Genomic DNA, 16,265 nt, shown 5'->3' on the forward strand with positions numbered 1-16,265 from the left:
TCCTTTTCATAAGCAACTGTTCAAAGTTAAGGGTTTTTCTCTACTTCAGAACAGTTCTATTTTCGGGGGAGCTGACAGTAGCTGCGGCGGCAATACAGCGCCCAGAACTATTTAAGGCAGTGGTGCCAGTGGTAGCACCTCTAGACATGCTGCGCATGGAGAAATTCACTGTCGGCTCGTTCCACGTGGATGAGTATGGCACTGTTAGCGATAGCTTAAGCTTTACCAGGCTAAAGAGCTACTCGCCTTTGCACAACATTAAAGAGGACGTAAATTATCCGGCTATGCTGATTATGACGTCTACGAACGATGATCGTGTTCCTCCTCTGCACTCCTATAAATTTGCTGCCAGGCTACAGAACCGCAAAGCGCAAACCAATCCTGTTCTGCTGCGTGCAGAGGCAAAAGCAGGCCACTACGGAGCCTCGGGCATCTACTCAGGCGTTCGGGAAGAGGCGGATTTATATGCCTTTATCATGCAGCTTCTGGCAGAGGAAAAGTAGCAGCAAGTATAGTTTCCCACTCTTCAAAAACTAGAATCCCCGGCTCCAAAGTTTTAAACTTCAGGAGCCGGGGATTTATACTTTATACCTGCAGCGCTTACTGCTGTTTCACCACAATGGTAGAAGAAGCCTGCGCAGCCGGCAGCACCAGCACCTCTGCCAAGTTAACACGGGCCGGGCGCGTTACTATAAAGCTGATGAGTTCTGCGATATCCTGTGGCTGCAGGGGCTCGTAACCTTGGTAAACTGTAGCGGCGCGTTCTGAATCGCCTTTAAAACGCACTTCTGAAAAATCGGTCTCTACCAGCCCTGGGTTTACTTCCGACACCTTTATACCTTGCTGCACCAGGTCGATGCGCATGGCTTTAGAGAGCGCGTCTACCGCATGTTTAGAAGCACAGTATACGTTGCCGTTCGGGTATACCTCTTTGCCTGCTATAGAACCGATATTTACAATGTGGCCCTTGCCCTGCTCCTGCATCAGCGGCAGCACAGCTTTGGTTACATACAGTAAGCCTTTCACGTTTATGTCGATCATGGCATCCCAATCTTCCAGAGATCCATCTTGAATTGGAGCCAGCCCGTGCGCGTTACCGGCATTATTTACCAGCACCTCTACGTTACGCCACGCATCCGGCAGCGAGGCTACCGCTTTCAGCACTGCTTCCTTATCACGCACATCAAAAACCAGCGGGTATACTTTGTGTTCGCCTAGATCCTGCTGCAGTTCCTGCAAGCGCTCGCTGCGGCGGCCTGTGGCCACAATACGGTATCCTTTGCTGGCTAGCTCCAGGGCAGTGGCAAGCCCAATACCTGAGGTGGCTCCGGTAACAAATGCGATCTTAGTCATCTTTTATTCAAAGAAAAGTATGAGTGATACGTTATGATGGGTCAGTTTATCGATAGACCTACTGTAGGTACTATTTTCCAAAAGCTTGTGCTGGTTCAGTAGGCCGTGCGAGAAACGCAGCTCCGGCGCAAACTTAAAGTATGGGTAAAAAATATCAATACCGATACCATACTCCAGTGCCAAGTCAAACTTTTCTACCTCCAGCATATTCTCATCTTTTGCACCACTATTGCCCTTGCCTAAGTCTATACCTGGCTTCACGCCTGCTACTATGTAAGGCCTGTAGTTAGACCGCCGCTTGGATTTATACTTGAGCAGCACCGGGAGTTCGATCATCACATTAGGAACTGTTTCCAGCATTACTTCCTCTGTCTCCACAGTTGGCAATACAACGTTCTTGAACTCGATTGTGCGGCCGTAAAAGCCAACACCAGGCACAAAACGAGCGTCCAAATACTCCGCTAATCGCACGTTTAGCACAAGGCCGGTATAAAAACCTATGTCCGTTTTGGCGTTGATAGCTTCATTGCTTCCACTCCTTATGCGATCGGCATACTCCTGAGAATGCGTTACATTATACTTAGTGAGCGGCACGGCCAGGTAAAAGCCGTAGTGCACGGGCTTTTCATCGTAACCGGGTTTGTTTAATGATTTTACTTTTTGCTGGGCCTGCGCCGAAACTCCTGCTAGAAGTAAAAGGAGCAGCAGGCCAAAAAGGGTTATTTTTTGCCTGTGTAAATTGAGCTTATGCCAAATGTGAGTGAATGCCATTTTGTACTTCTGAATCCGACTTTTTGGTAAATTTTAATAAACTCCTGCCCATCCGGGAATGCCTGTACCGACTCCGGCAGGTACGTATAGGCAACGTTGTCCTTAGAAACGAGTTTACCTACCACTGGTAGTATATTCTTAAAATAAAATTGATAAAGCTGCTTCATCGGGAAACTGCGCGGCTTGGAGAACTCCAGCACCACAGCCATTCCGCCGGGCTTCAGCACACGGTGCATTTCTGAGAGGCCTTTCTCCAGGTTCTCAAAGTTACGCACCCCAAAAGCCACTGTTATGGCATCAAAGGTGTTGTCTTTAAACGGAAGGTTTTCGGAGTCTCCGTAGTGCAGCTCTATTTTGTTGGTAAGGCCACGTTTGGCCAGCTTCTCTCGTCCTACGGCTAACATACCCTCCGAGATGTCTACTCCCGTAATTTTATCCGGGTTGAGGCGCAGCGTTTCAATGGCAAAGTCGGCGGTGCCGGTGGCAATATCCAGCACTTGTTTTGGTTTTTCGGGAGCCAGCAGGCTTACAGCTTTCTTTCTCCAGATAATATCAATGCCAGCACTCAGGAAGTGATTCAGGAAGTCATACTTGCCGGCAATGTTGTTAAACATTGTGGCCACCTGCGACTTCTTGTCTCCGTTCTGGTCTTTGTAAGGTACTACCGCCATGGGTTAGAATAAAATATGTGACAGGGCAAAAATACTGTACCTAAAACTATAATCCGCAGAATATGTTCCGAAATATAAAAAAAGCAGGCCGGACATGTGCCCGGCCTGCTTCTGAAGTATAGTTCTTTTGGCACTCAGGCCATATTATCTGTTTTACTGCACTTCCTGCCCCTGCTGAATCTCATCGCGCTTAAGCACTCTGAAAATCGTTCTGCGGTTCAGCTGCATGTTGTCTGCAGATGTGTTCGGTACAGCTGGTCTGCTCTCGCCGTAACTTACAGTTACCATACGTTTAGCAGAAATGCCTTTACCGGTCAGGTAATCGAAGGCGGCGTCAGCACGGTTCTGGCCAAGCGTCATGTTGTAAGAGTCGCTGGCGCGCGAGTCGGTGTGGCCTTCAATGCTGATGTTCAGGGTAGGGTTCGCCTTCATGATATCAGCAATTCTGTCCAGCTCCTGCATAGACTCAGGGCGCAGGTCATACTTGTCTGTAGCGAAGTAGATGTTCTCCATCTCAAAGTCGCCGATGGCAGCATCAGGTGCAAGACGGGCAACACGGGCAGCTGTAGTATCGTCCAGCGTTACATAGAAGTCTTTTCTGATAGTAGTTGTATCATCCAGCACAACTGGCACCTCAAACTCCTGCGTCTCTATAACCTTTCCGTCAAGCGACAGCTGCACCTGATAGTTACGGCCAGACAGCATGTTTACGCTATAAGTAGCAGAATCTGGCTTGCTGATGTCGCGGTAAGAGATCGGACGGTTATCTGCCTGCTGGCCGTTGAAGATCAGCTCAACACCTGGCAAAGTCATGGTGCTGTCGCCTTGCACAAGCACACGGCCTGCAACACTCGCGTTTCTGATGTAGTTGATAGTATAAATATCTTTCTCTCCGTAACCACCGATACGGTAAGACGACAGGTAAGCGTAGCTTCCGTCCGGAGCTAAACGGTAGTAAGTGTCATCATCCGGCGTGTTGATCGGAGAACCCAGGTTTTCCGGACGAGCCCAACGGCGCGCTACCGAATCATACTTAGAGGCGAAGATGTCGTAACCGCCCATGCTGTTGTGGCCACGAGAGGCAAAGTATAGCGTACCGTCTGCTGACAAGTATGGGCTGTCTTCGTCGAAGCGGCTGTTGATGGTTTTGCCAAGGCTCTTAGGGTTGCCCCAACTACCGTTCTTGTTGCGCTGCACCATGTAAATATCCAGGTCACCGTTTTCAGAGAAGTGGCTGGTAGAGTAGAATAAAGTAGAACCGTCTGGCGTGATGTAAGCATCAGACTCAAAATCACGGGTGTTTACTTTGTCGCTGATGCTCTTTGGCGCACCCCAGCTTCCGTCAGCCTGGCGCTCAGATACCATAATGTCGCCATTGTTTACTGATTGGTACAGCAACAGCTTTGTATCGTTGTCGAATAGTTGGATAGATGCATCATGACCGGCGCTGTTCAGGGCACCAGGCACAATACGCGGGCTCTCCCAAGAATCTTCGCCAGTACGGCTAGTTTCGAAAATATCCTCGAAATACTCCCCGTCTTCAGCTGCCTTACCGCCTGTAGCTTCCTCAGAGCGGGAAGTGAAAAGTAGGTAGTTATAGTCAGAAGAGATAACCGGGCTGTGCTCCGAGAAGGCAGTGTTTACATCACCGCCAAGGTTTTTCACAAACACGTCTTTCGGGTTAGCTACTTCACGCTGCGCGTTTTTGGCATACTGAATCAGTTGAGCAACCTCATCTTTACGCTCTACGTTGCGCTTGCTAATATTCTTCTGATAGTTCTGAAAATGCTCTATAGCGCTATCGAAGCGGTAGTTAATATGATCAGCACGACCCAGCCAGTACTCCAATTCCTTATCAAGGTTTGGCTTTAGCTCCTGCGCACGGTACAGGTAGTCAGCCGACTTCTCCTTATCGAAGGTCAGGTAGCTGATACCAGCGTTGTAAAGAGCTTTGGCATTATTCGGATCTGCGGCCAATACCTGGTCATAATATGGCAGGGCGGCGCGATAGTTTTCCTTCTTAAAAAACTTGTTGGCTGTTCGCATCTGTTTTCTGGTGCTTTGCGCCGAGGCAGAGGCTGCCATAAGGCAAACCAAGGCAAGCAGCAGAGAAACCCGCGAGAACGATTTGGCTAAATTATTCATGTGATAAAGGGTTTGTTATACTTTCCTAAATGTTGTGGTGATTATTAAAACCTGGATTAAAATGCAGCCCAACCGGACTGGCAAAGTTAATCCAGCATCTATACGAGATATATTAATTTTAGTATATGTAAAATCTAAATCTCTGGTATAAAACTCTTAACCTGTGCACGTTATAAATAAACGAAAAGAGTAAGCGGACGTTTTAAGGTGCCTGCCAGCAAAGCAAACCTAGATATAAAGTTATTCACACAAAATTGAATCAACAGCAAATATATGCATTATATTATATTTGCAAACGATATTTTCCCACAAATCAGACTAAATAAAGCCTGCTGAATACCATCAGATCAGGCCTTAGCACCCAGCAGTGCACAGCAAGTATAGCATCTTGAAATGTTCTGCCAGTTTACGCGTTATATAAACATGCAGCACAGGCATACTACCCACGGTGGAGAATTAATTTGCTACCTTTGTGGTTTATACATATGGCCCACTCTTTAAATAATAGAGGGGCAACTCAACGGTTAACTTCTGCCTGTATACTTATTTAAGCGGAAATTGATCTTCAACAGAACCGCAAACAGCTATAGCATGATTATTAAGGAAGCTAAATTTTTGATGAGTAACACAAAAGTGGAGGCCTGCCCCACCCCCGATAAGCCGGAGTACGCCTTTATCGGTCGCTCCAATGTCGGTAAATCATCGCTTATAAACATGCTTACTGAGCAGAAGAAGCTAGCCAAGACATCTGCACAGCCTGGCAAAACGCAGCTTATCAACCACTTCCTAATTAATAACGAATGGTACCTGGTAGACTTACCGGGCTACGGCTACGCCAAAGTGAGCAAAAGCTCGCGAGACGAGTGGCGCCGCATGATCAATTATTACCTGCAGAAGCGAGAGAACCTGACCTGCGTTTTTGTGCTGGTGGATAGCCGCCACGACCCTATGGCCCAGGACATGGACTTTATTAACCACCTCGGAACCATGGGAGTACCTTTTGTGATTGTATTTACGAAGCTCGACAAGCAATCGTCTCTAAAGACAGACTCAACCATAGCCGCGTGGCAGCGTAAACTGCGTGAAACATGGGAAGAGCTGCCGCAAATGTTCCGCACATCTGCCGAAAAGCAGACCGGCCGCGACGAAATCCTCGGCTTTATAGAGGAGGTGAACGCGCAAGTGCAAAACCAGCAATAAGCAAACCGACTAAGGTTAACATTTAATACTGTGGCAGCTGTACCCGTGATGTAGAAAATTTTAAATGTTTACCCTTATGAGAACCAGAATTTCATTTTTGTTTATTTTATTTGCCTTTGTAGCGCTGACAGCAAACGCCCAAAGCGACAAGGCAACAACTGAGGCACCGAAAGAAGATGGCGTATGGATGCCTGATAAGGCCATACCTGTAGCCGAATTTTACACGGGAGGCCAGGAAGCCATGTACCAGGCTATTTATAAGGAACTGGAGTACCCCATGCTGGCAAAGCGCAACCGTGTGCAGGGCGAGTGCATTATCAGCTTCACCCTGAACCCCGACGGCTCTACGTCTAACTTCAAGGTGCTGCGCAATGCAGGAGCCGGAACAGGTGAGGAAGCGCTTCGTGTGGCTAAGCTTATTAAGTTTAAGGCACCCGGCTTTGGAGTGGATGCCAGCATCCCAATCGTATTTAAATTATAAACGAAACAGACATATTACCTATGCCTATTGATTTAAGACAAGTTGCGGCAGTATCTGGCCAGAGCGGCCTTTACCGTGTAGTAAAACCTACCCGCACCGGCGTTATTTTGGAGAGCCTGGAAGAAAACCCTAAGACAATGGTAGCGCAGGCGCGCCACCGCATGTCACTGCTCGACGAGATCTCCATCTATACCACTGATGGAGAAGGCACTGTGCCGCTAGCAGAAGTGTTTGACCGCGTAAACCAAAAGTTTGGCGATAACCTGCCACTTGGCGACAAGCCAGAAAACGAGGACTACAAAGAGTTCATGGCCAGTGTGCTGCCAACCTATGATGAGGAACGCGTTTACGTGTCTGACATGAAGAAGCTAGCTACCTGGTATGCCATCGTTAAAAAGCACGTCGGTTTTACCGAAGCAGCCAAGTCTAAATCAGAGGCAGCAGAAAAGCCGGAGGCCGACAAAAAGGCTCCCGCTGAAAAGAAAGCTTCCAAGAAAAAATCTGAGGAACAAGCCTAGCTTTACAAAGCCCTCCTATACGGAGGGCTTTTTGTTTGCAGCTGGTTTATACTTGCAAGTATAAAGTATAACCATTAGCCGGGTTTTGTGTAAACTAAATTTGAGAAACACTCTATCACCTTATGCCACTTTCTCCTGCCATACTTACAGGCACCACTAACCACCTGCAGCGCATATTTGAGGTAGACAACCTGCCCTCTGCCAACCTGGAGGCGTTAGAGTACAAAATTGTACACATCGTACAGCAGCTACTCCGCAACGACTTCAGCCGTCTGCTGCACATCCTTTACCGCATTGATGTGGACGAGCAAAAGGTAAAGCAAGCCATGGTAGATGCCGACGAAGAAATTATCGCCACGCGCATAGCACGCCTTATTCTTAAAAGAGAGCTCCAGAAAGCCGAGATACGATTGCGATACAGCGGCAGGTAAGATTTTTTAACAAAAAAGGCAGAAAGCTTTACGCCTCCTGCCTTTGAAATCTGTTCTTAATTTAACTCCAGATAAAAGTTGGGTTAGTTTACTTCAACTTCAGCTTTCAGAAACTCCTCTGCCTTATCTACCATCTCAGGGGAGCCGATAAACAGTGGGCAACGCTGGTGCAACGCTGTTGGCACCATGTCCATGATACGCTGAGAGCCGTTTGTAGCCTTGCCGCCGGCCTGCTCCACAATAAAGGCCAGCGCATTGCACTCATACATCAGGCGCAGCTTTCCGTTCGGTGCCTTTGCCGTAGATGGGTAAATGTAAATACCGCCCTTCATCAGGTTGCGGTGAAAATCGCCAACCAAGGAGCCAATGTAGCGGGCAGAGTATTCGTTATCCCTGCAATAGTTAACATACTGCTTCACTCCCTCCGGAAAAGAATTATAGCTACCCTCGTTTACAGAGTAGATTTTACCAGTTGCTGGCGTGAAGATGTTAGGGTGAGAAAGGAAGAACTCGCCGAGCGTCATATCATACGTAAAGCCGTTCACGCCATTGCCTGTGGTATACACCAGCATGGTAGAAGAGCCGTAGATAATATAACCTGCACCTACTTGTTTGGTACCGGTCTGCAGGCAATCATCCATTGTCCCGTCGCTGCCTTGCTCAGATACGCGGCGATAAATAGAGAAAATTGTACCGATAGATACGTTTACGTCGATGTTAGAAGAGCCATCCAGCGGATCAATAGCGACAATATACTTGCCCTTTGTGTTGCCTGTTTGAATTGCCTCGTCTTCCTCCTCCGAAATAATGGTGCAAACCTCGCCTCCGTTGCGCAAGGCACGTATAAAACGGATGTTCGCGATCACGTCCAGCTTCTGCTGATCTTCGCCCTGTACGTTTTGCTGACCATAGGCACCGGTTACATCCAGCAGACCTGCACGGTTAATTTCGCGGTTTACAATTTTAGCCGCCAAGGCAATGTCGCGAAGCAATTGAGACAACTCACCCGTGGCGTACGGGAAGTCTTCTTGCTTTCTCATGATAAACCTGTCTAGCGTAGTACCAACAGGCAGTCCGAGTTTGTCAGTCATAAAGATGATTTTAACCTATAGCTTATAATTTACAAAAATATCATTTTTAGGCAATATTCCGAATGATGCCTAATTTTACATTGTATGAGTACAGAAAGGATCAAAATATACAAGTTTGGGGGCGCCTCCGTAAAAAGCGCCGCATCTTTCCGAAACCTTGCCCGCATTGTTAAGTCGCAAGGTGGCAAGCGTCAGCTGCTGGTGGTGGTATCGGCGATGGGTAAAACCACCAATGCCCTGGAGGCACTGCACGGTATGGCTTACCAGGGGCAAAACTTTATCTCTGAGTTTGAACAACTGAAAGAGTACCACCTGCAGGTGCTGCAGGAGCTGTTTGCAGAGCAGGATCACCCTGCCTTTCAGCGGCTGGAGCATTTGTTTGAGCAACTGCACAATCAGCTTCAGGAAATCACACCAAACAGCAATTTTGATAAGGTATACGATCAAACGGTAAGTTTTGGCGAACTTTTTTCGTCTACAATACTGCATTATTTTCTGGAGGATCAGGATTTAGCTAATTCCCTGATAGATAGCAGAAAATATATACAGACAGATACCAACTGGCGCGAAGGCAAGGTAGATTGGGCCTGGACGGAGCGCCTGATCCGGCGGGATGTGCCGGCTTTGCTGGAGCAGGGGCTGGTGGTAACGCAGGGTTTTTTGGGTGGCACCAACAACGGCCTCACCACCACATTGGGCCGCGAGGGCTCTGATTTTAGTGCCGCCATTTTTGCTTACTGCCTGAATGCCGGGGGCATGTACATCTGGAAAGATGTGGAAGGCCTGCTCAATGCCGACCCGAAGCACTTTCCGGATACCGTGCGCTACCCTGAGATTTCTTACCAGGAAACAGTGGAGATGGCTTACTACGGTGCCTCCGTCATACACCCGAAAACTATAAAACCGCTTGCTAATAAGCGGATTCCGCTTTACGTAAAGTCGTTCCTGAACCCGGAGGGCGAGGGCACCAAAATCTGCGACTGCCGTTTTGAGGTAGTTGCGCCGGCTTATATTATTAAGGAGAAGCAGTGCCTGGTATCGTTCGGGGTAAAGGATTTCACGTTTATCTCGGAGAAAAACCTGGGCACTATATTTAATGCACTTTCAGAACTGCGGATAAAGATACACCTGATGCAGAACTCTGCCATCTCCTTCTCCATCTGCACCGACTATAACCCTGAGCGCCTGCACCGCCTCATCCAAACGCTGCAGGACCAGTTCGTGATCCACTACAACACGGAACTGAAGCTCTATACCGTCAAGAATTACAATGCCGCAAGTATAAACCGCATTATGGAGGGCAAGCAGGTGCTGCTGGAGCAGCGCACACGCACCACTTTCCAGGTTGTGAGCCGCTAATTTATACTTGGCGGCTTTTTTATACTTGCCCGAAAAGCTAACTTTAACCATACCCAACAGAAACCTATTCATACTATGGAATTTATACTTGTAACGCCTCAGGCGCAGCCGCATGTAGCTCTAATTCAACTAAACAGACCAAAAGAATTGAACGCCCTTAACCTGCAGCTGATGGGCGAGCTGCGTGATGCGCTGAAGGACCTGGACGAAGATGATGCCGTGCGTGCCATCGTGATTACGGGCAATGAGCGTGCTTTTGCCGCCGGAGCCGATATAAAGCAGATGGCCGGCAAAACCGCTATCGATATGCTGAACATAGATCAGTTCTCTACCTGGGACCAGATCCGCAAAACAAAAAAACCTATTATTGCCGCTGTTTCCGGCTTTGCCCTGGGCGGTGGCTGCGAACTGGCCATGACCTGCGATATGATTATAGCATCTGAAACGGCGCAGTTTGGGCAGCCAGAGATAAAAATCGGTGTAATGCCAGGCGCAGGCGGCACACAGCGCCTCACCAAAGCCATCGGTAAAGCGAAAGCCATGGAAATGGTGCTAACCGGCAAGTTTATGAGCGCCGACGAGGCGGAGAAGCACGGCCTGGTAAACCGCGTGGTACCGGTAGAGCTATACTTAGACGAAGCCCTAAAACTAGCCTCGGATGTGGCACGCATGTCTCCGGTAGCGGCTAAATTGGCTAAGGAAGCCGTAAACCGTTCTTTTGAGACTAACCTGGACGAAGGCTTATACTTTGAACGCAAGAATTTCTACCTCTGCTTCGCCTCCGAAGACCAAACCGAAGGCATGAACGCCTTTGTGGAAAAACGCAAGCCAGATTTTAAAGGCAGATAAATGAGTTCTGAGTCTCGAGTTCTGAATTATGATTCTTTTACACTCGAGACTCAGAACTTTAATAGTAACTCCCCAACTCTCCAAGTTCTAAACTTTTTAACTCTCCAACTTTCTCCTATCTTTGCAGGAACTTTTACTAGTTAAGAAACATTCTTACCTGAGTGATGCAAAACCTGACCCGAGAAGAATTACGACAGCGCCTTTTAGCGTGTGGCCTTAAAGCCACACAGCAGCGCATTGTTGTGTTTGAGGCGGCCATGGAACTGCATGGGCACCACCCTACAGCCGAGGATGTATACCAGCGCCTGAAGCCTGCAAACCCAAGTATATCATTGGGAACAGTCTACAAAACGCTTGATACATTTGTAGAAACCGGTCTGATAAAGCGCGCTCTTTCGGAGGAAGGCGGTAAGCGCTACGATGCCAACACGCACGTGCACAACCACATCTTCTGCAGCAAAACCAAAGAAATCGTGGATTTTGAGGACGCAGAGCTGGAGCAGCTCTTGACCGAGTTTTTCAGCAAAAGGAAGCTGGAGAACTTTGAGATAAAAGGGGTTTCGGTGCAGCTGACGGGAAATAAAGTGGAGCCCGACAAACAAATAAGTATTACACGAGTTTCAAAATAGATTTTTCAAAAACCAAAACAAATAACACATGGCAGTATTAGTAGGTAAAAAAGCACCTTCTTTCAAAGCAACAGCCGTAGAGAACGGCGAATTCGTAGAGAACTTCTCTTTAGAGCAGTACCTGGGCAAGAAGCATGTACTTTTCTACTTCTATCCAATGGACTTCACTTTTGTTTGTCCAACTGAGATCATCGCCTTCCAGGACAGAATGGAAGAGTTTGAGCGCAAAGGTGTAGCCGTAGTAGGTTGCTCTACTGACACGCACTTCTCTCACTTTGCCTGGTTAAACACGCCGCGTGAGCAGGGTGGCATTGAGGGTGTAAACTACCCGCTTGTAGCTGATGCAGCTAAGACTATCGCCCAGAACTACGACGTGTTGGCTGGTCATTACGACTACAACGAAGAAGGCGAGGTTACTTTTGTAGGTGAGCCGGTAGCTTACCGTGGCCTGTTCCTGATCGACAAAGAAGGTGTAGTTCGTCACCAGGTTGTAAACGATCTTCCGCTTGGCCGCTCTATCGACGAGGCGCTGCGTATGGTTGATGCCCTGCAGTATTTCGAGACGAAAGGCGAAGTTTGCCCAGCCAACTGGTCTGAAGGCAAAGAGGCAATGAGCGCTACAAAAGAAGGCGTTTCTAACTACCTTGCAAAACACTAAGCTTTAACAGCTTTTTAAATAGCAGAAAAGCCCCGGCCTAGGTCGGGGCTTTTTTATTTGCGAAAGTAGGAGAGCAAAATCTCTGGCTGAGAGCACGGTTACTTACTCCTTCACCTGCGTAACTTTACCATTTTTTAGTATAAACCTCTACCTCACCAGTCTCTACCCCGTAAAGTTCGAAAACAGAGGGAACCTCCATTGTAGGCTTGTTTACGCTTATTTCTCCATTGCCACAGCCATGTAGAGAAATAACAGTACATTAAAATAAGTTATCGCTTTGTCATTTTTTCTGAAAGTTGTACTTACACAAACCTTACCAGCCACATGCCTGCAAAGGTAGCCAGCAACCCAAGCAGCACACTTGCGGAAATGTAAAGTATAGCCTGCCCATACTGCTCCGTCTGCAGCATGTAAGCCGACTCCAGCGAAAAAGCCGAGAAGGTAGTAAAGCCGCCCAGTATGCCTGTAGCCAGGAAAGGCCGCCACTCGGCTGGCAAGGTGCCTTTAGCAATCAGCGCGAAAATCAGCCCCATTAAAAAGCAGCCTGCCACGTTTACCCCTAAAGTACCAAACGGAAATGCTACGGCGGATCGCGTCTGGATGAACAGCGCCAGCAGGTAACGTGCCACACCGCCAATAAAACTTCCTGCGCCTACAGCTAAAAGTATCTTCATGTATGTAACTGGTTTTTGAAAGTATAAAAGTAGGCTGGTAGCTATACCTTCTGTAAAAGTATGGTTAAGATGCGCGGCACGCTTGAGCGGTCGTTGTTGTCGAAAAGCTCGTTCAGGCCTAATAACCTCAAACCGTGCTGTTTGGCTGCCCGCACAAAATCCGACACGTGGTGCGTGTAGCACTCCACCTCCTGCGTGCCTTGTGCAGTGTTGAAGCGGGCTTTGGTGCCGGTGTACTGCTTAAAAGGGTGCAGCTCGCCTACGTAAGCATACCCGCCGCGTTTTAGCACCGCAGCCGTTTGCTTAAAAGTATAATCCAGGTTGGCGATATGCTCCAGCACCAGGCTAAAGCTCACCAGGTCGTAGGGTTGTGTTGCAAAGCTCCATCTCTTCGTGATATCGGCTTGTATAAAATCAACTTTATTGGAGCCCACCTTAATTCTTGCCCGCTCCAGCATTTCCTCCGACAGGTCTACGGCTGTGATGTGCAAGGCCTTGCGCACCAGCCACTCCGTATTTTTGCCGGTGCCGCAGCCAATCTCCAGGCAAGCATCAAAATCTATACTTGCCAGCGTGTTGCGTAAGGCTACGGCCTCCAGGTCGCGGGTGCGGTTTTTATTGGTGTCGTACTGCGGGGCCCAGCTGTTGTAGGCTTGTTGTATGCTCATAGTTGCTTTATCATCCAGATGTTGCAGGCGTAGTGGCCGGAGTTGCCGAGGGCGTGCGGTAGCGGCCTGAAACCTGCTTTTTCATACATGGACACCGCTTTTGCCAGCTCAGGAAACGACTCCAAGTATAGCTGCTTATAACCCAGCTCGCGGGCTGCTTCTATACTTTGCTGCATCAGTTTGTTGCCAATTCCTTTGCCTCGTGCATCGGCTGCCAGATAAAACTTAACCAGCTCTGCGCAGCCTTCCGGTAGCCCCTCTGTTGGGTAAACGCCGCAGCCGCCAACTATTACGCCATCTTCTTCGGCCACAAAGTAGGCGCTGGCAGGTTGCCGGAACAGTTGATACAAGGCATCGGTGGTAGGGTCAGTATACACGGTACCGGGCTTGTCTATTTTAAATTCCCGGAAAACAGTTCGGATCAGGATAGCCAACGGCTCGTTGTCGGAAAGCTGAATTGAGCGAATGGTGAGCGGCATAAATTGTATGTTTTGATATGGTAAGCTACTAAAAATGCAGGTACGCCGTACTCTTCTAACCCAAATTAAACTTGCGCGCATACTTACCATCGCTGAAATCAGCCTCTCAGCAAAGGCAGACTGCAGCACCTGAACGAACCGCCAGTGCTTGGGGCCGCATCAAACGTTATCTCCACCACTTCTATTCCGGCCTTCCTGATCTCATCGTTGATTGGCTGGCACAAAGGATGGTCGCGGCTAATCAGCTTGTCCTGCGACAGGGAAAGTATGTTGGTGGCCAGCTCCTGCTGCTGTTCTTTGGTTACTTTTATCAGGTTGTAGTTGTCCAAAATTTCGTGCGGAAGCTGTTTGAATCCTTCTTCATAAATGAGTGCCAAATTCTCTCCTACAGGGTTGAACATGCAATCCAGGTGCAGCACGTTTTCGCCTTCTGCCAGCGTTCGCGCCGCTATCGGCACCACGTTAAATTCATTACCAAATTGCTCCTCCAGAAAAGCCACGCCCTCCTGGTTGGTGCGCTGCGATACGGCCACAAAGATGTTTCCTTTGTCTACCAGTATGTCGCCGCCCTCAATAAAACAGGTAGGTGAGTCCGGGATAATGATGTTGGCCTCATGGCCGGGAATGTTGTGCAGGTAACGGAAAATGCCAGCGCTCTCGTAGCGGCGGCTTCTTTTTACCATGTTGCAGAGCAGGAACTTCTCTCCTATCACCATGCCGATGTCGCGGGGCGTGAGTTGGTCGTACACAAACTTGCCTACGTAATCAGGCACCAGCACTTCAACGCCCGCCTCCGTCAGCACCTGCCTAAAGGTATCGAACTCCTCCTTGAGCTGCTCCTTTGTCGGCAGCCCCTGCTTCTGGTCCTCGTTTACGAGCTCCACATAAGCCGGCGCCTCGCTATAGTTCTCGTACCTCCCGATAATTACTTTCTGCAGCGTATCGGTCTCGCTATACTGCTTTATGCTTTTACTCAAATCTATACTTTCAAATGGTACTTTTAATGCTGCAAAAGTAAGGCTTGAAGTTGGGTTTGGCTAATTTATACTTTGGGGGGGGGGCGGGTAGAGGTAAGTACGTGGTAAAAAACATGAGGTGGAATTATAATAAAATAATATGCTTGTCAATCTTTAAATCTCCAAAATCTACGAATTCCATCTTCGTTAGAAGTTACTAAAGAATCTTTATCCGCTTTAATTACTCTTGTTCTAAAAAAAAGATCACCACTTTCAAGGTAAGTTAGCGTATCATTTTTGAATTCATATTTTAAGTATTCGAATGTGTCGACAAACAATATTGAATCCTGCTCAATACTAAAGCTCGCATTTTCAGATTCTCCTGCAGTCCACACACCTTTGATATCTTCTTTAGTGAACAAAGGCTGTTTACCCGAATGCGTTGGTTCAACTGCCGGGAAAGAAGTGCTCTCCTGAGGTTGGGCAACAGATCCATTCTCGCTCTCTTTTACATTACAGCTTATCATAAGCAACAAAAAGCAGATGGTATGTAACTTATTCATTCCTAAAATTTTATACGCTTTAATGAATTGCCGACCAAAATATTTATTCAATGTTCACTATCCATTTTTGCTTTTTTATGCCCGTTTGAAATATGGTTGTGAAAGCTTTTATCTAGTTCTTGTAACTTATGCAACTGAGCCGGAATAGTTTGTTGTGGATGTGGCCCACTGAATAGGAAATAGAAAAATGATTCTATTTCATTTGGTTGCCTTACTTTAAGGATTTCGTAAGTCAAGTTCACGTTTTCCAGGACAAGAGGCTTCAAGTTGTGCTGAAATTGGCTAATTGCGTCAGCTTCCCAATTTCCATTTATACTTATATTTATCGCTGTTTGGAGTCTCTCTTTCTTAGGTATTTTGTCAAGTGCATAGAACCTGGAAATATAATCAAACGATTTTTCGTACAATGGCCCAGGCGTTTCTCCTACATAATCAAATGTCCTTTTAAATGTCTCAAAGTCGCTTGGAAAAGAGTTGAAGTAAAGTAACTGATTAATTTGAGTGTCAGCACTTAATAGCCTATTAAATGATAATTCCAGCTTTTGAGCGTTAAAGCCTTGAAAAAGTAAAGCTATTGATAAAGATACTAAGAGAGATTTCATATGATATATTCTGCTAAAGGGTAAGGCCTACCAAATATAGCAGAAACCACTAACTTTCCCAGTAAACAGGGCTGGCACCCACAAAGTACACTTCCCTTACACACTATCCCTGTGCAATACCTTATATTTGCAGTAGAACCAGACCTCACAGCGTCTATCAATAAGTA

The 16,265-nt window shown here is 47.5% G+C and carries 20 protein-coding genes; 9 read left to right on the top strand and 11 right to left on the bottom strand.

All coding sequences use genetic code 11. From position 1 onward, the window contains the following. The coding region (locus tag Q1B04_RS18940; RefSeq protein ID WP_299762128.1) for a prolyl oligopeptidase family serine peptidase at nt 1–503 on the top strand (503 nt) is incomplete at its 5' end. Between the two features lie 97 nt (nt 504–600). Here Q1B04_RS18940 and Q1B04_RS18945 read toward each other — a convergent pair. From Q1B04_RS18945 to Q1B04_RS18960, 4 genes are all read right to left on the bottom strand, one after another. Beyond that, complete coding sequence (locus Q1B04_RS18945; RefSeq protein ID WP_299762131.1) at nt 601–1,353, bottom strand: SDR family NAD(P)-dependent oxidoreductase; 753 nt, start codon at nt 1,351–1,353, stop codon at nt 601–603. 3 nt (nt 1,354–1,356) lie between these two features. After that, nucleotides 1,357–2,124 carry a porin family protein gene (locus Q1B04_RS18950; RefSeq protein ID WP_299762134.1) on the bottom strand — a complete coding sequence of 256 codons (768 nt, stop codon included), beginning with the start codon at nt 2,122–2,124 and terminating at the stop codon, nt 1,357–1,359. Next, complete coding sequence (gene ubiE / locus Q1B04_RS18955; protein ID WP_299762137.1) at nt 2,073–2,795, bottom strand: bifunctional demethylmenaquinone methyltransferase/2-methoxy-6-polyprenyl-1,4-benzoquinol methylase UbiE; 723 nt, start codon at nt 2,793–2,795, stop codon at nt 2,073–2,075. The genes Q1B04_RS18950 and ubiE overlap by 52 nt, the downstream gene beginning before the upstream one ends. A gap of 153 nt (nt 2,796–2,948) precedes the next feature. Continuing rightward, nucleotides 2,949–4,940, bottom strand: coding sequence for an OmpA family protein (locus Q1B04_RS18960; protein WP_299762140.1), 1,992 nt, complete (start codon nt 4,938–4,940; stop codon nt 2,949–2,951). 591 nt (nt 4,941–5,531) lie between these two features. Between Q1B04_RS18960 and yihA the strand changes: the two genes are divergently transcribed. The 4 genes from yihA (at nt 5,532) to Q1B04_RS18980 (ending at nt 7,570) form a co-directional block, all read left to right on the top strand. Further along, the gene (gene yihA / locus Q1B04_RS18965) at nt 5,532–6,140 is read left to right on the top strand and encodes a ribosome biogenesis GTP-binding protein YihA/YsxC (RefSeq protein ID WP_299762143.1); all 609 of its coding nucleotides are present in this window, start codon (nt 5,532–5,534) and stop codon (nt 6,138–6,140) included. Between the two features lie 76 nt (nt 6,141–6,216). Then, nucleotides 6,217–6,621, top strand: a complete 405-nt coding sequence (locus Q1B04_RS18970; RefSeq protein ID WP_299762146.1) for an energy transducer TonB — start codon at nt 6,217–6,219, stop codon at nt 6,619–6,621. Between the two features lie 20 nt (nt 6,622–6,641). Next, nucleotides 6,642–7,139 (top strand): DUF5606 domain-containing protein, encoded by a 498-nt coding sequence (locus Q1B04_RS18975; RefSeq protein WP_299762149.1) that lies wholly within the window; start codon nt 6,642–6,644, stop codon nt 7,137–7,139. 122 nt (nt 7,140–7,261) lie between these two features. Further along, on the top strand, nt 7,262–7,570 hold the full coding sequence (locus Q1B04_RS18980) for a hypothetical protein (protein WP_299762152.1): 309 nt from the start codon (nt 7,262–7,264) through the stop codon (nt 7,568–7,570). Nucleotides 7,571–7,653: 83 nt separating this feature from the next. On the opposite strand, the gene fbp is transcribed toward Q1B04_RS18980, so the two are convergent. Continuing rightward, nucleotides 7,654–8,661 carry a class 1 fructose-bisphosphatase gene (gene fbp / locus Q1B04_RS18985; RefSeq protein ID WP_299762155.1) on the bottom strand — a complete coding sequence of 336 codons (1,008 nt, stop codon included), beginning with the start codon at nt 8,659–8,661 and terminating at the stop codon, nt 7,654–7,656. 84 nt (nt 8,662–8,745) lie between these two features. Here fbp and Q1B04_RS18990 point away from each other — a divergent pair, with 84 nt between their 5' ends. From Q1B04_RS18990 to Q1B04_RS19005, 4 genes are all read left to right on the top strand, one after another. Then, complete coding sequence (locus Q1B04_RS18990; protein WP_299762158.1) at nt 8,746–10,020, top strand: aspartate kinase; 1,275 nt, start codon at nt 8,746–8,748, stop codon at nt 10,018–10,020. 75 nt (nt 10,021–10,095) lie between these two features. Further along, on the top strand, nt 10,096–10,869 hold the full coding sequence (locus Q1B04_RS18995) for an enoyl-CoA hydratase-related protein (protein WP_299762161.1): 774 nt from the start codon (nt 10,096–10,098) through the stop codon (nt 10,867–10,869). Between the two features lie 164 nt (nt 10,870–11,033). Further along, a complete protein-coding gene (locus Q1B04_RS19000; protein ID WP_299762164.1) occupies nt 11,034–11,498 on the top strand; it encodes a transcriptional repressor in 465 nt (154 codons plus the stop codon). A 28-nt stretch (nt 11,499–11,526) separates the two neighbouring features. Beyond that, entirely contained in the window at nt 11,527–12,156 is a 630-nt protein-coding gene (locus tag Q1B04_RS19005; protein ID WP_299762167.1) for a peroxiredoxin, read from the top strand. Nucleotides 12,157–12,458: 302 nt separating this feature from the next. Here Q1B04_RS19005 and crcB read toward each other — a convergent pair whose 3' ends face one another. The 6 genes from crcB to Q1B04_RS19035 form a co-directional block, all read right to left on the bottom strand. Further along, nucleotides 12,459–12,830, bottom strand: coding sequence for a fluoride efflux transporter CrcB (gene crcB / locus Q1B04_RS19010; protein WP_299762170.1), 372 nt, complete (start codon nt 12,828–12,830; stop codon nt 12,459–12,461). Between the two features lie 41 nt (nt 12,831–12,871). Then, nucleotides 12,872–13,498 carry a class I SAM-dependent methyltransferase gene (locus Q1B04_RS19015; RefSeq protein ID WP_299762173.1) on the bottom strand — a complete coding sequence of 209 codons (627 nt, stop codon included), beginning with the start codon at nt 13,496–13,498 and terminating at the stop codon, nt 12,872–12,874. Continuing rightward, entirely contained in the window at nt 13,495–13,977 is a 483-nt protein-coding gene (locus Q1B04_RS19020; RefSeq protein WP_299762176.1) for a GNAT family N-acetyltransferase, read from the bottom strand. The genes Q1B04_RS19015 and Q1B04_RS19020 overlap by 4 nt, the downstream gene beginning before the upstream one ends. Before the next feature lie 98 nt (nt 13,978–14,075). Beyond that, nucleotides 14,076–14,954, bottom strand: a complete 879-nt coding sequence (locus Q1B04_RS19025; RefSeq protein WP_299762179.1) for an arginine deiminase family protein — start codon at nt 14,952–14,954, stop codon at nt 14,076–14,078. Between the two features lie 146 nt (nt 14,955–15,100). After that, the gene (locus Q1B04_RS19030) at nt 15,101–15,496 is read right to left on the bottom strand and encodes a hypothetical protein (RefSeq protein ID WP_299762182.1); all 396 of its coding nucleotides are present in this window, start codon (nt 15,494–15,496) and stop codon (nt 15,101–15,103) included. 47 nt (nt 15,497–15,543) lie between these two features. Next, nucleotides 15,544–16,098 (bottom strand): hypothetical protein, encoded by a 555-nt coding sequence (locus Q1B04_RS19035; RefSeq protein WP_299762185.1) that lies wholly within the window; start codon nt 16,096–16,098, stop codon nt 15,544–15,546. Nucleotides 16,099–16,265 lie beyond the last annotated feature (167 nt).

The organism is uncultured Pontibacter sp. (assembly GCF_947495565.1).
Lineage (GTDB): Bacteria > Bacteroidota > Bacteroidia > Cytophagales > Hymenobacteraceae > Pontibacter.